General features: G+C 62.5%; 13 protein-coding genes. 1 reads left to right on the top strand and 12 read right to left on the bottom strand.

Translation table 11 applies throughout. The features are described 5' to 3' along the window. Positions 1–17: 17 nt before the first annotated feature. The 8 genes from CK230_RS10220 to CK230_RS10185 form a co-directional block, all read right to left on the bottom strand. On the bottom strand, positions 18–1,124 hold the full coding sequence (locus CK230_RS10220) for an ABC transporter substrate-binding protein (RefSeq protein WP_095817067.1): 1,107 nt from the start codon (positions 1,122–1,124) through the stop codon (positions 18–20). A 244-nt stretch (positions 1,125–1,368) separates the two neighbouring features. Next, entirely contained in the window at positions 1,369–2,541 is a 1,173-nt protein-coding gene (locus CK230_RS10215) for an iron-containing alcohol dehydrogenase (RefSeq protein WP_095817066.1), read from the bottom strand. Positions 2,542–2,559: 18 nt separating this feature from the next. Further along, positions 2,560–3,945: an aldehyde dehydrogenase family protein gene (locus CK230_RS10210; RefSeq protein ID WP_095817065.1), complete on the bottom strand. Its 1,386-nt coding sequence runs from the start codon at positions 3,943–3,945 to the stop codon at positions 2,560–2,562. 30 nt (positions 3,946–3,975) lie between these two features. Continuing rightward, positions 3,976–4,392, bottom strand: a complete 417-nt coding sequence (locus CK230_RS10205) for a type II toxin-antitoxin system VapC family toxin (protein WP_095817064.1) — start codon at positions 4,390–4,392, stop codon at positions 3,976–3,978. Beyond that, on the bottom strand, positions 4,389–4,865 hold the full coding sequence (locus tag CK230_RS10200; protein ID WP_095817063.1) for a hypothetical protein: 477 nt from the start codon (positions 4,863–4,865) through the stop codon (positions 4,389–4,391). Before CK230_RS10200 ends, CK230_RS10205 begins: the two co-directional genes overlap by 4 nt. A 61-nt stretch (positions 4,866–4,926) precedes the next feature. Beyond that, positions 4,927–6,297, bottom strand: coding sequence for a glutamine synthetase family protein (locus tag CK230_RS10195; protein ID WP_095817062.1), 1,371 nt, complete (start codon positions 6,295–6,297; stop codon positions 4,927–4,929). A gap of 85 nt (positions 6,298–6,382) precedes the next feature. Then, positions 6,383–7,939: an amino acid permease gene (locus CK230_RS10190; protein WP_095817061.1), complete on the bottom strand. Its 1,557-nt coding sequence runs from the start codon at positions 7,937–7,939 to the stop codon at positions 6,383–6,385. A gap of 21 nt (positions 7,940–7,960) precedes the next feature. Then, complete coding sequence (locus CK230_RS10185; protein WP_095817060.1) at positions 7,961–8,779, bottom strand: N-formylglutamate amidohydrolase; 819 nt, start codon at positions 8,777–8,779, stop codon at positions 7,961–7,963. A 143-nt stretch (positions 8,780–8,922) separates the two neighbouring features. Here CK230_RS10185 and CK230_RS10180 point away from each other — a divergent pair, with 143 nt between their 5' ends. Then, on the top strand, positions 8,923–9,747 hold the full coding sequence (locus CK230_RS10180) for a MurR/RpiR family transcriptional regulator (RefSeq protein ID WP_095817059.1): 825 nt from the start codon (positions 8,923–8,925) through the stop codon (positions 9,745–9,747). Positions 9,748–9,941: 194 nt separating this feature from the next. Here the strand turns inward: CK230_RS10180 and CK230_RS10175 are convergent, their stop codons facing one another. The 4 genes from CK230_RS10175 to CK230_RS10160 are packed head-to-tail and all read right to left on the bottom strand — an operon-like array spanning position 9,942 to position 13,294. Further along, the gene (locus CK230_RS10175) at positions 9,942–10,352 is read right to left on the bottom strand and encodes a GtrA family protein (RefSeq protein WP_095817058.1); all 411 of its coding nucleotides are present in this window, start codon (positions 10,350–10,352) and stop codon (positions 9,942–9,944) included. Then, the gene (locus CK230_RS10170; RefSeq protein WP_095817057.1) at positions 10,349–11,170 is read right to left on the bottom strand and encodes a ChbG/HpnK family deacetylase; all 822 of its coding nucleotides are present in this window, start codon (positions 11,168–11,170) and stop codon (positions 10,349–10,351) included. The genes CK230_RS10175 and CK230_RS10170 overlap by 4 nt, the downstream gene beginning before the upstream one ends. Then, positions 11,167–12,135 carry a glycosyltransferase family 2 protein gene (locus tag CK230_RS10165; protein ID WP_095817056.1) on the bottom strand — a complete coding sequence of 323 codons (969 nt, stop codon included), beginning with the start codon at positions 12,133–12,135 and terminating at the stop codon, positions 11,167–11,169. Before CK230_RS10165 ends, CK230_RS10170 begins: the two co-directional genes overlap by 4 nt. Then, the gene (locus CK230_RS10160) at positions 12,128–13,294 is read right to left on the bottom strand and encodes a glycosyltransferase family 87 protein (protein WP_095817055.1); all 1,167 of its coding nucleotides are present in this window, start codon (positions 13,292–13,294) and stop codon (positions 12,128–12,130) included. Before CK230_RS10160 ends, CK230_RS10165 begins: the two co-directional genes overlap by 8 nt. Positions 13,295–13,297: the final 3 nt, after the last annotated feature.

Below are 13,297 nucleotides of genomic sequence, written 5' to 3'. Positions count from 1 at the left end.
CCGGCCGTATCATTCTATTACTTCACGTTGGCGCCAACAGTGGCGTCCCAGTTCTTGGTGATCGCCTCCTTGGCCTTACCCTGCTCGTCGAGGGTCGGGAACACTGCCGACGCATAGGCTTCGGCCGGCGGCAGCTTGGCCATCACATCGGCGGGAAGCTTGCCGTTCTTGGCGAGGTCGTTGAAGCGGATCGGATGGCAGTAACCCTTCAGCCAGCCAATCTGACCCTCGTCGGAGTAGAGGTACTCGAGCCAGAGTTTGGCGGCATTCGGATGCGGCGCATAAGCGCTGATCGCCTGCACATAGACGCCGGCGACGACGCCGGTCTTCGGCACGACGACGTCGACCGGCGGGTTGCCCTTCAGCGTGTCGCGGCCGGCAAGCGCGTTGTAGTCCCAGGTGACCAGGATCGGGGTCTGACCTTGAGCTAGCGTGGCCGGCTTGCCGATGACCGGCACAAAATTGCCAGCGGCATTGAGCTTCTTGAAGAAGTCGAGACCTGCCGTGCCGGCTGCTTCACCAGCGGCGGCACCACCGGACAGGCCGGCGGCGTAGACCGCCTGGATCGCTTGGTTCGAGGCACGCGGATCCCCGGCAAGGGCGACGGTGTTGGCATAGTCTGACTTCAGCAGGTCTGCCCAGTCAGCCGGAGCTTCCTTCACAAGATCCTTGTTCACCAGGAAGGACAGCACGCCGTAATAGTCGCCCGTCCAAAAACCATCGGCATCCTTGGCGCTGTCCGGGATCGAATCCCAGGTCGATACCTTGTAAGCCTGGATCAGGCCGTCTTTCTTTGCGGTCGGACCGAAGGACAGGCCGACGTCGATGACGTCAGGCGCCTGCGGGCCCTTGTTGTCCTTGTTCGCCTTGATCGCCTCGACCTCGTCGCCCGAGCCGGCGTCCGGGTTGAGCTCGTTGATGGTGATTTCCGGATACTTAGCCTTGAAAGCGTCGATCACTGCCCCATAGCCGCACCAGTCATGCGGAAGCGCGATGACAGTGAGCTGGCCTTCCGCCTTCGCGGCCTTGACGAGATCGTCCATCGAAGCGGCGGACGAAATCACCGTCGACGCGAAGAGCGCCGCGGCCGAGAGGGAAAGCACTTTCCCCGTGAACTTGAACATGTGTTCTCTCCGTTGAACTGGCGCTGTTAGGCGCCTGCGATGCGGGTATCGTTTTCGTGTGACAGCCAGATGAAGGCTTTTTGAAACCGAAGCCCACAGCGAAAAAAGTTAACTCTTTTTAACGGACTGTAGCAATTAGCCCGCACTTAATTTTCCGGCTAATGGTTAGCTGCCTTGATTTTTGCCCCTTCTCCCTTTCCTCGAGTTGTTCCCTTCTTCAACTTTTGGTCTTGAAAGCCGGCTCTCAAACGGCACCGGCGATCGCATTTTCGAGCAGCGTCAGCGCCGCTTTCTTGGTCAGCTTCACCGGATTGCCGCCAGCCGTCGGATCGACCACCGCCATGTCGGCGATCAGCGTCTTGCGCTTCTTGTCCATGTCGAGCCCCCTGATCAGGCCGGGCAGCGCGTGCGGCACCTTGAGCTCCTTGCGCAGCTTGATGATCGCCTTGGCAAAGCCGTCGAAGCCGCCCTTGATGCCGCAATAGGCGGCGAGCCGTACGATACGGTCCTCGATCGCCTCGCGGTTGAAGGCCAGCACATAGGGCATGAACACCGCGTTGGTCATGCCGTGATGGGTGTCGTAGAGCGCGCCGATCGGATGCGACAGCGAATGGATGGCGCCGAGCCCCTTCTGGAAAGCGGTGGCGCCCATGGCCGCCGCGCTCATCATATGCGCGCGGGCGACCAGATCCTTGCCGTTGGCGAAGGCCTTCGGCAGGTTCTCGAACACCAGCCTTATGCCTTCCACCGCGATGCCGTCCGCCATCGGATGATAGCCCGGCGCGCAATAGGCCTCCAGGCAGTGCGCAAGCGCGTCCATGCCGGTGCCGGCGGTGATGAAGGCCGGCATGCCGACCGAAAGTTCCGGGTCGGCAATGACGATTGCCGGCAAAAGTTTCGGATGGAAGATGACCTTCTTGGTGTGGGTCTCCTCATTGGTGATCACGCCGGCGCGACCGACCTCGGACCCCGTGCCCGCCGTGGTCGGCACCGCGATGATCGGCGCAATCACGTCCGAATTGGCCCGGGTCCACCAGTCTCCTACATCCTCGAAATCCCATACAGGCCGGGTCTGCCCAGCCTGGAAGGCGATCAGCTTGCCGAGGTCGAGCGCGGAGCCGCCGCCGAAGGCGATGACGCCGTCATGCTTGCCCTTCTTGAACACCGCGATGCCGGCGGTGAGATTGGACTCGACCGGGTTCGGCCTCACCTCCGAGAAGACGCCATACGGGATCTTGGCATCGTCGAGGATCTTCAGCGTCGAGGCGACGACGGGCAGCTTCGCAAGGCCGGGATCGGTGACGAAGAGCGGCCGCTTGATGCCCGTCACATTGAGCACATCAGGCAATTCCTTGATGCGCCCGGCGCCGAAGCGGACGGTGGTGGGGTAGTTCCATTTGGAGATGAGCTTGGACATTTTCAGTCTTTCGAAAGGTCAGATCGTTTCGCGCAGGTGGTAGGATTTTGGCCGGGTCAGATTGTCGTAGCCGATGGCCGAGAGCGCCGCGCCCTTGCCGGTGTCCTTGACGCCGGTCCAGACCAGCGCCGGGTCGAGATAGTCGCAGCGGTTCATGAACACCGTTCCGGTTTCGACACGGTCGCCGATCGCCACCGCGCGCTCGGTGTCGCGCGTCCAGATCGAAGCCGTCAGCCCGTAGGGGCTGTCGTTCATCAGCGCGATCGCCTCCTCGTCGTTGCGCACCTTCATGATGCCGACGATCGGGCCGAAACTTTCCTCGCGCATGACGCTCATCTGGTGATCGACTTCTGTCAGCACTTCCGGCGCCAGATAGGGCGAGCCGGCCTTGTCGTTCTCGACCTTCATGTTGATATGCGCCTTGGCACCCTTGCGCAGTGCCTCGGCTTTCTGCTCACGGATCAGGTCGGCGAAGCGCGCCTGCGCCATCGGACCCAGGGTCGTCGCCTGTTCCAGCGGATTGCCGACGACATAGTTCTTCGTCTCGGCGACAAAACCCTCGACGAACTCGTCATAGACTTTCTCATGCACATAGACGCGCTCGATGCCGCAGCAGCACTGGCCGGAATTGAAGAAGGCGCCGTCGACCAGATTGGCGACCGCATGGTCCATCTTGGCATCGGGCAGCACATAGGCGGGATCCTTGCCGCCGAGCTCCAGACCGAGCGTCATGAAGGTGCCGGCAGCAGCCTTCTCGATGGCGCGCCCGCCGCCGACCGAGCCGGTGAAGTTGACATGGTCGATCTTGCCCGAGCCGAGCAGTTTCTCCGTCTGGGTGTGGTTCATGACGAGGTTCTGGAACAGGCCCTTGGGCAGGCCGGCCTTGTCGAAAGCCTGTTGGAAGCGTTCGCCGACGAGCAGCGTCTGCGCCGCGTGCTTGAGGATGACGGCGCTTCCGGCCATCAGCGCCGGCACGATGGTGTTGACGGCGGTGAGGTAGGGATAGTTCCACGGCGCGATCACCATGACGACGCCGAGCGGCGCCTTCTTCACATAGCGCCGAAAACCGTCCTTCGGGTTGGAGGCCATGACCGGCTTCAGCGCGGCTTCGGCGATCTCCACCATATAGTTGGTGCGTTCCTTGACGCCGCCGAACTCGCCGCCATAGCGCACCGGCCGGCCCATCTGCCAGGCGATCTCCGGCACGATCTCGTCGGTCATGGCGACCAGCGCCTCGAGCATCGCCAGCATGTATTTGCCGCGCTCGACGACCGGCGTCTCCGCCCATTTCTCCTGCGCCACCCTGGCGCGCTCGACCGCGGCATTGATCGCCTGGTCGCTCGCGACAGGCCGTTCGGCGTAGATCGAACCGTCGATGGGGGATTTGAGTTTTACGGTTTCCAAAAAGGATCTCCAGCTATCGAAAGGTAGGCATCAGCAGGCAAGGGCACGAACATGCCCCACCCTTGCATAATCCAGTATCGACTGATCGCGCGTCACGAGCGTCAAATCGAACGCCCGCGCGGTCGCAATCAATATACGATCCGCAGGATCGCCGTGCAGCGATCCGGGCAGGAAAGATGATTCAATCAATAATTCCGGCGAAAGAGCCTCGACCCTGATGCCCGGCGTAGCGATCACTTCCCCAAAAATGCTTGCCGGCGACTTTGCGGCCGCCAATCGGCCCTTGGCGCTCAGCAGTCCCAATTCCCAAGCCGAAATGGGGGAAACCCGGATTTTCTCGTCAGCGGCTCCTGCGGTATTGATGGCAGTCCTGGCTTCCGGCCTGATCGGTTCGTTCAACGCAATCCATATGATCGCGCAAGTGTCGAGCAGCAGCCTGTGTGTCACGGCAGTGCGTCCGGCTCCAAAGCCGGTTTGGTGTAGTCATACCCCTGGCGAAGCGTAACCTTGCCCGTCCATATGCCGAAGAGCGGATGATCCGCATCCCCTGGCGCATGTGAGAGCTTCCCTTCCTGCGGATGTTCGTAGCTTGCCTGTGTCGATTCCGCCATTCCCGGGCGGCCCTTGTCCGCGGTGGCCATATTCGGCTTTCGATAGCCCTCGGGCCACCCCTCCAGATTGAAGTCCACCCGTTCGTTCGCGAGATCGATACGAGACGCCCGATAATTTGCGCGTAGCCAGGCGCGCGCCTGGCTGTGGCCGCTCGGGCTGTTCGCCCACCATTCCTCGCGCTGTCGCGCCGACGGCGGCAAGCGGCCAGCTATTATTTGTTCGATCTCGTCGAAGCTCATCGACAAATGCCCCTGGCCCGAGAACAGCAGATGCTCGAACAGCGGATGATATTTGGTTCCTTCGGTCATCTCATAAATCTAGTTCGGCCCGCATTTCCGGTCAAGTTGGCAATAGTATATTACTATCTTTCTAGTACCGCTCAAACCCTCTATGCAGTTCCCAATCCGTGATGCGGCGGTCGTATTCGAACTGCTCCCAGCGGGCGGTGTGCACATAGTGGTCGATCACGTCGTCGCCGAAGGCCTGCTTCAGCATGTTCGACTTGGCCAGCGTCTCGGTGGCGTCGCGCAACGTCTTCGGGATCTCCGGCAGCCGCGAAGCCTGGTAGGCGTCGCCGACGAACGGCTTCTGCAGTTCCAGCTTCTCGTCGATGCCGGCGAGGCCGGACGCGATCAGCGCCGCGAAGGCCAGATAAGGGTTCAAATCGGCGCCGCCGATGCGGCACTCCATGCGGATGCCTTTCGTGCCCTCGCCGCAGAGCCGGAAGCCGGCGGTACGGTTGTCCTCGCTCCACATGATCTTGGTCGGCGCGAAGGTGCCGGCTTGGAAGCGCTTGTAGGAATTGATGTAGGGCGCCAGGAACCAGGTGAACTCCTTGGCGTATTTGAGCTGGCCGGCCGCCCATTGCTGGCCAAGGCTCGATAGCGTCCATTCGGCCTTTTTATCGAAGAACAGCGGCGTCTTGCCGTCGGCGCTCCACAGCGAATTGTGGATATGGCTGGAATTGCCGGCGAGCCCGTAATTGTACTTGGCCATGAAGGAGATGGCCTTGCCTTCGGAATCGGCGATTTCCTTGGCGCCGTTCTTCAGGATGACATGGCGGTCGGCCATGTCGAGCGCCTCGGCGTAGCGCACATTGATCTCTTCCTGGCCGGGACCCCACTCGCCCTTGGAATTCTCGATCGGGATGCCTGCGGCTTCCATCTCGTTGCGGAGCCGGCGCATGACGCCTTCTTCCTTGCTGGTGATGCCGATCTGGTAGTCGCCGATATAGGGCGAGGCGCTGTCGAGACCCTGCCAGTGCTTCTTGCGGGCGGACTCGTAGGTCTCGCTGAACAGGTAGAATTCGAGCTCGGAAGCGAAATAGCCGATATAGCCGCGCTCCTGCAGACGCTTGACCTGTCTCTTCAGGATCGCGCGGGGTGAGTGCCCAAGATCCTCATGCGTGTGATGGTCGAGCACGTCGCAGATGACCAGCGCCGTCTTTTCCAGCCACGGAATGCGCCGCAGCGTCGACAGGTCCGGCTTCATGACGAAGTCGCCATAGCCCTTCGACCAGCTTGCCGCCTTGTAGCCGGGCACCGGTTCCATATCGATGTCGCAGGCGAGCAGATAGTTGCAGCCATGCGTCTCGCCATGCGCGGAATCGACGAAATATTGGGCCAGGAAGCGCTTTCCCGCGAGCCGGCCCTGCATGTCGACGATGCAGGCCAGCACCGTGTCGATCTCGCCGTTCGAGACCGCTTTCTTCAACTGATCGAACGAGAAATTCCCGGCCATTCCTTTGGCGCTCCAGTGCTTGTCGATTTAAGGGAGAAACGAGGCCATGGCTGGCATTGCGCCGGCCATGGCCTCGAAGCGAAGGTCAGTTGCCGGTCTCGCCGACCGCCCGCTCGGCCGCCTTGATCGCCGCCTGGCGCGCCGCGATCTGTTCGCCGATCGGCGGACCCTGGAAGCGGCGGTTCTCGAAGCCGAACCAGAGCACCGCAGTCAGAATCAGGAAGCCGATGGTGATGTAGAGCACCTTGTCGTTTGGCGGCTGGATGGCGATGAAGAAGATGATCGCCATGCCGACGACCGAGAGCAGGCAGAACAGCCTGAACAGGCCAGCGCCGAGATTCCACGGGCCGGGATTCGGCCACTTCGCCGTGCCAAAGGTCAACATGCCAAGCACGATCGGAACCGTGAAGGACAGGAACAGGAAGACCAGCGTCGAGTTGACGACGATGGTGTAGATGTTCGTGCCGCCGATCGAGATGAACTGGGCGAGGAACACATAGATGATCTCGAGGATGGCAGCTGTCCATATGGCATTGACCGGCGTCCGCCACGTCGGGCTGACTTTGGCGAGACCGGCCGAACCGACCGGCATGCCGCCGTCGCGGGAGAAGGCAAACAACATCCGCGAGGCCGAGGTCACCGTGGCAAGGCCGCAGAGGAACTGCGAGATCAGGATGGCAAGATAGAGCAGTTCCTTCAGCCAGACCGGAAGAATCGCGTCCATGGTCGAGAAGAACACACTCCAGCCCTGCTTGGCGCCTGCAGCCAAATCCGGAATGGCCAGGACGATCGCGCACAGCATTGCCCAGCCGATAAGCGAAGACCACAGCACCGATGAGACGATCGCGCGCGGCACGGAATGCGCTGCCTTCAGCGTTTCTTCGGATGTATGCGCCGAAGCGTCGTAGCCGGTGATGGTGTAGACCGGTAGCAACAGGCAGAGCAGGAACAGGTACGTCATGGAATCTGTTTGCGGGAAGACGCCGCCGCCGGCATCGCCCGAATAGTTGGTGAACGTCCACAACCGCGTGACGTCGATCGCGGGCGCAAACACCAGGCAGGCCACGATTAGCACCGCAGTCGCGCCCAGGATCAGGAAGCCGGAAGCGTCCGTCAGCATAGCGGTCAGTTTGATACCGAAGTGATTGCAGATCGCCTGAAGGACTGTAATGACGGCAACAAATCCGACAATCTCACCCGGCGTGCCGGTGATGCCGAACCAACTGCCGAAAGTGCCGACAAAGAAGAAAGCGGTGCCGATGTTGATGGCGCCGAGCACGGTGATCAGGCCGAGCAGGTTGAGCCAGGCGGTGAGCCAGCCGGTGAAACGGTTTCCAAGGATCGACGACCAGTGGTAGAGGCCGCCGGCGGTTGGAAATGCTGAAGCAATCTGGGCCATGGCAAGGGCAAAGAACCCAGACACGGCGCAACCGACGATCCAGCCGATGCCGGCGCCGGCGCCGCCGATCGAGGACGTCGCCTGGGCGAAGGAATTGATGCCGCCTGAAAGGATGCAGATGATCGAGAACGAGATCGCGAAGTTCGAGAAGCGGCTCATGCTTCGCGACAGTTCCTGGGCGTAGCCCATTCCGTGGAGGACCTTTAGGTCCTCATGCTTGTCGACTTCTGAGTAGTCTGACATTTGAAGTCCCCTTTTGATTTCTTAGCTGGCCGATTGTACTGACTTTCCCATTGCGCTTTGTCGGGAGCCCCTGGCCTCCTCGGGCTCCAGATTCGAAAATATGCCCGTGAGCAGATCCGCCCATTTCCGCTGCCCGGTCTCGCCGGCGATTTCATCGTTGCGGATTTCGATCATCGCGCAGGCAAGGCCGCGCGGGCGCGCATGCCGCTCCAGCGTGAAATAGACGCGGTCGGCCGGCGAATAGGGCTCGTTGACGCCGACGGTGACGCCCGAGAGCCGCTGCAGCGCCGATATCAGCGGCGCCGCCAGCCTGAGGTCGTCATCATGGATGATGCCAATATGCCAGGGCCGGCTTTTGCCCTTGTAGACCGGCGTGAAGGAGTGCACCGAGACCAGCCGCGTCTCCTGGCCGCACGCCAGCCGCGCATCGATAATCCGCGCTATCGTGTCGTGGAAAGGACGCCAAGACAGATCCACCCGCGCGGCGCGCTGCTTCTCGGAAAGACCGGCATTGCCGGGAATGACTGTCGTCTCGCTGACCGGCGGCACGAGGTCGGGCGCGTCGAGCGGCCGGTTGCAGTCGATGACGAGTCGCGACACGCGGGTCTCGACTAGGGTGGCGTCGAGGGCCTCGGCCATGCGGCTGGCGACGGGTAGCGCGCCCGGATCCCAGGCGATGTGGCGGGAAAGGTCTTCGGTCGGTAGGCCGAGCGTGCCGAATTCGGCGGGCAGGAAGTTGGAAGCGTGGTCGCAGGTGAAGACGAAGGGGCTCGAGCCGCCAGGGTTGGTCACCCTCACGGTCTCCGACGGTGCAAGGCTGACGGGCCGAGCTTTCTCCATATCGTCCCCTGCGGGGCGCTGTATCTTATATTACTTATTTTGTCTCATTGCGTCCCTGTGAATGATTTCATACAGTTTGGCCGGCTTTGTCAAACGCGAATTCGGGAAAACGGCGGCGGCGGGTCAACAGGCGGGGGAAAACCATGATTTCCAGCATTGCCGAACTGATCTCAGACCGTATCGGCGCGATGCCGGCCGGCGAGCGCCGCGCCGCCCAGACGCTGATTGCCAACTATCCTTTGACCGGGCTGAAGACGGTCGCCGAATTCTCGGCCGCGGCCGGCGTGTCCTCGCCGACGATCCTGCGTTTCGTCGCCAGGCTCGGCTTCCAGAACTACCCCGAATTCCAGTCGGCATTGCAGGATGAACTGGCGGCGCAACTGCAGTCGCCCGTCTCGCGCACGCTCAATCCGGGCTCGACTGGCGGAGCCGTCTCGCCGATGCTGGAGGCAACGCTCGACAATTTGCGCGAGACGTTCCGCCACCTCACCGACAAACAGCTGGCCGACATCGCGGCGCGGCTTGCCGAGCGACGCGGCAAGACCTTCCTCATCGGCGGCCGCTTCACCGATCCGCTGGCGCGCTACATGGCCGCCCATCTCGCCATCATCCAGCCGGATGTCTACCATCTCGCCGGCCAGGAAAGCATCTGGCGCGATCGGCTGATCGACATGGGCAAGCGCGACATTCTGGTGATCTTCGACATCCGCCGCTACCAGGAAAGTCTCGTCCGCTTCGCCGAGAAGGCGCATCAGCGCGGCGTGCAGATCATCCTGTTCACCGACCAGTGGCTGTCGCCGATCGCCCGCTTCGCCCGCCATGTGATCGCCGGACGCACCGCGGTGCCTTCTGCGTGGGATTCGTCTGCCGCTCTCTTCGTCGTCGCCGAAACACTGATCGGCGCGGTGACGAGGCAATTGGAAGCGGCAGGCGCCAAGCGCATCCGCGAGCTCGAAAACTTGCGCTAAGATCTTCGGCCTTCGCGAAAATACGGCAGGGATCGGGGCCGAGACGGCAGTCCGGCTTCACGTTCCCGACATCTCGACATCACCGGGCTCGCCGACGGAACTCGCCTGCGCCACCTTCGCGCCACCGCTTCCGGCATGAGCAGAGCATGGATCAGGTCCTGACATCCAGCCGGCCGGGCAACGAAATCCCTGACTCACCGCACCAGCCGCCCCTCGATTGACCAGCGCGCGGCCAGGAAATTCAGCACGGCCGCGACCACGACGCCGATGATCTTCGCCGGCCACACGCCGATGGCCCCTGCCAGGGCCGCGAGCGAGAGACTGGAAACACCAAGCGAAATCAGCGCTCCCAGCGAGACGAAGCGCAGGAAGGAGTGGTGCAACCGGATGTCCGGGTCCCGTTCGAACGACCAGAAGCGGTTCGCCGCGAAAGAAAAGAGGACCGCGACGAACCAGGCGCCGACATTGGCAGCCAAAGCCGGTGCCGCGAGCTTGAGCAGCAGGAAAAATGCGGTGAGGTCGATGCCGGTGTTGACCAGCCCGACCAAGGCGAAGCGAACGATCTTGCTGCGGGTCGAACGCTGCGGCTGGCCGGCATTGGTCATGCGCTGCTGTCCATGACGCGGGCTCCGGCCTTGTCGAGGATGTCGCCGAAATCCCGCGAGGAAAGAACCGTGTACTCAACCTCGCGCACGGCCTGCATTGGGTCTCGCGCGCGCAAAATGTCGTCGACATGGCCCGGATGGCACATGAACACCCCTTGTTCCGGCAAGGTCTTGATCGCGGCGCGCAGCGTTGAAGCGAACTTCTCCGGCTGCCGCCAGTCATAGATCCCGGAAAGCGGCGTCATGACGCTGAAGCCGGCCCGTCGCATCGATCCATTGAACCCCGCGGCCAGAGCGGCGACCGCCGCGATCTTGGGCGCCGCCGCATCCATGCCCGGAAGTCCCGGCGCTCCTCGCAGCGCCGGCTTGCGCGCGCCTGCCCCGAACCGCGCGAGCAACCATTTCCGCACCATGGGAAGAAAATGCACATGCTGGTGTCCGTCGATATAGTCGGGCGGGCCACCCAGCGCTTCGACGAAACGGTCATACTGGGCGTCGAGCTCGGCATGAATGTCCCGTTCGTCGAACCGCCCGCGCCGCACCGGCAGCGCAAGCGAAGCGAGGCCAGGCAATTTACCGTCCGGCGCCAGGCTGGACGGGCCGGTCGCAGCGACCTGATCGGTGAGGGTCAGATGCAGCCCGACGGCAGCCCGACGACGGAGCGGCCTGATGCGCGCCGCCGCCTCCTCCCACTCGGGAAGACCGGTCATGCAACCGGTTCCGGTCAGGCGGCCGCGGTCGATCAGCTCGAGGATCGCGTCCGACACGCCCGGCGCCAGCCCGTAATCGTCGGCGATCAGGCGGACCGACCGGGTCATTTGCCGGGGGCGGCCTGCTCGGCGGCATTGCCGTACAGGACATCGCGCACGATGTAGACGGGCCGGTCCTTGCTCTCGCTGAGCGTGACCCAGACATATTCGCCGATCAGGCCGAGCAGTGCCAGGTTGAGGCCACCCAGCAACACGACAGCGACCATGATGCTTGGATAGCCGGGCACGGCGATGCCGTAGAAGAGCACCTCGAAGAGCACCTTCACGCCATAGGCGAGACCGGCAAATGCCGCCAGCAATCCGATAAGGCTGATAATGCGCAGCGGGATCACGGAAAACGAGGTGAACCCTTCGAGCGAGAAGGCGATCAGGTTGAACCGGCTCCATTTCGACGTGCCGCCGGCGCGGCTTTCCGGCGAATAAAGCACCGCCTTCTGGCGAAAGCCGGCCCAGGCGAACAAGCCCTTGTTGAAACGACGCTTGTCGCGCACCTGGGTCAAGGCACGCGCCACGGCACCCCGCATGACGCGGAAGTCACCCGCATTTTCGGGGATATCGAAACGCTGGCTGCTGTTGATCAGCTTGTAGAAAAGCCGCGCCAGCTGGCTGCGCCGCCAGCTCCCCTCACGCCGGTCGTTCTGCGCATAGACGACATCGATCTCCGGGTTGTCGACCAGTTCCCCGATCATCTTCAGGCTGATGTCCAGGGAATGCTGCAGGTCGGAGTCCATGATCAGGACCATGTCGCCGCGGGAATGGTCGAGGCCGGCGAGCACCGCCGCTTCCTTGCCGAAATTACGGCTGAGCCGCACGATCTCCCAGGAGCCGGACAGCGCCGCCGCGAATGTCTCGGCGCTGCCGTCGTGGCTGCCGTCATCGACGAGTATCTTGCGCACCGTCATGCCGAAGCGCTCCGCCACGGCAGCCTCGAGCCTGTCGAGCAGCCCGACGAAGGCGATCGCGGATTCGGCCTCGTTGAAGAACGGCGCGATGACGTCGAGCCTGTCAGCCATGCGCGACGGCTCCCGTGGCCGGCATCTTCTGTTTGCCTCGCGCCCAGAGCCAGCCGATCAGCAGGCAAGCAACAATGCTGATGCCGATTGGCCGGAACCACGGGTGGAAAAAGTCGTGCAGCCGCGTATCGACACTGGTCAGTCCAGTGACGAAGAGGAGCACAGCCAGCAACCATCGCATGATCACGGGTCCCTTCTCCCGCCACAGCAACGCAATGGACAGGCCTGCCGGCACCGCCACCGTGGCATAGGTATTCTGCTCGACCCGCGGATTGAAGACGCACATATAGAACGCCGCGGTGAGGAAGATGGCCAGACCGCTGACATTCGAGTCCAGCCTGCGGTCGAACTGGAGCACCACCCACAGCGTAAGCAAGCCCGCTACGACGCGCACGATCGTCGCGTCAAACTCCGGGAGCGTCATCCCGAACCTTGTAAAAGGCGCGGTGAAATCGGCCGGGACGAAGGGACCGGTCGGGTCAACCGTCATCGAGGTGAGCATCCGGAAGAAATCGTAGTACTGGGTGTTGATATAGCCTGCGGACGCAAAACCGTAGGGGATGACGAGCACTACAATCACCGCCAGCGCCAGGACCGGTATCAGCCTGGGACGCAGCGCGCCCACCAGCAGCAGCATGATGATCGCCGACGGCTTGGCAATGATCGCAAGCATGGCCCAGAAGAAGCATTCGGCGCGCCGCCCCTCGAGTGCCGACAGCGTCAGAAACCAGCACGCCCCGGTAAGCAGGATCGTCGCCTGGCCATTGCGAAGCGCTGCCAGCGAAACCGGCAGGGCGAGGAAGAGACCGAAGGACAGGAGCCATGTCTGCTCCTCGCCGCCCACCTTGCGGACCTGGCGCATCGCGGCAAAGGTAAGCGCCCCGAAGCCCAGCGCGTGCCACAGGATGTTACCCAGATGTGGCCCGAGTTTCAGCAGAGGGACGTAGAGGACGGCGAAGGCGGGAGCGTACAGGTACCCCATGGCGACTTGGACCTGATACAGCGGTTGGCGGTTCAGGAAAGCTTCGCTGCCATATCGATAGATACGGATCACCGAGCGTGTCTCGGGCGACCATAGCACCAGGCCGAGCACGACCAGAAACGACCCCACCCACAGCCAAAACCCCAAACGGTCGAATACCGGCTTGGAAATTATCATCGA

The organism is Mesorhizobium sp. WSM3859 (assembly GCF_002295065.1).
Taxonomy (GTDB): domain Bacteria; phylum Pseudomonadota; class Alphaproteobacteria; order Rhizobiales; family Rhizobiaceae; genus Mesorhizobium.
The sequence above is the reverse complement of the archived record's forward strand: the minus strand, read 5'-3'. Positions and strand labels throughout refer to the sequence as shown.

Coding starts and splice junctions, on each gene's coding strand:
- CK230_RS10195 (WP_095817062.1), bottom strand. CDS start 6,297: ATGGCCGGGAATTTCTCGTTCGATCAGTTGAAGAAAGCGGTCTCGAAC.
- CK230_RS10185 (WP_095817060.1), bottom strand. CDS start 8,779: ATGGAGAAAGCTCGGCCCGTCAGCCTTGCACCGTCGGAGACCGTGAGG.
- CK230_RS10220 (WP_095817067.1), bottom strand. CDS start 1,124: ATGTTCAAGTTCACGGGGAAAGTGCTTTCCCTCTCGGCCGCGGCGCTC.
- CK230_RS10175 (WP_095817058.1), bottom strand. CDS start 10,352: ATGACCAATGCCGGCCAGCCGCAGCGTTCGACCCGCAGCAAGATCGTT.
- CK230_RS10200 (WP_095817063.1), bottom strand. CDS start 4,865: ATGACCGAAGGAACCAAATATCATCCGCTGTTCGAGCATCTGCTGTTC.
- CK230_RS10165 (WP_095817056.1), bottom strand. CDS start 12,135: ATGGCTGACAGGCTCGACGTCATCGCGCCGTTCTTCAACGAGGCCGAA.
- CK230_RS10190 (WP_095817061.1), bottom strand. CDS start 7,939: ATGTCAGACTACTCAGAAGTCGACAAGCATGAGGACCTAAAGGTCCTC.
- CK230_RS10215 (WP_095817066.1), bottom strand. CDS start 2,541: ATGTCCAAGCTCATCTCCAAATGGAACTACCCCACCACCGTCCGCTTC.
- CK230_RS10180 (WP_095817059.1), top strand. CDS start 8,923: ATGATTTCCAGCATTGCCGAACTGATCTCAGACCGTATCGGCGCGATG.
- CK230_RS10170 (WP_095817057.1), bottom strand. CDS start 11,170: ATGACCCGGTCGGTCCGCCTGATCGCCGACGATTACGGGCTGGCGCCG.
- CK230_RS10160 (WP_095817055.1), bottom strand. CDS start 13,294: ATGATAATTTCCAAGCCGGTATTCGACCGTTTGGGGTTTTGGCTGTGG.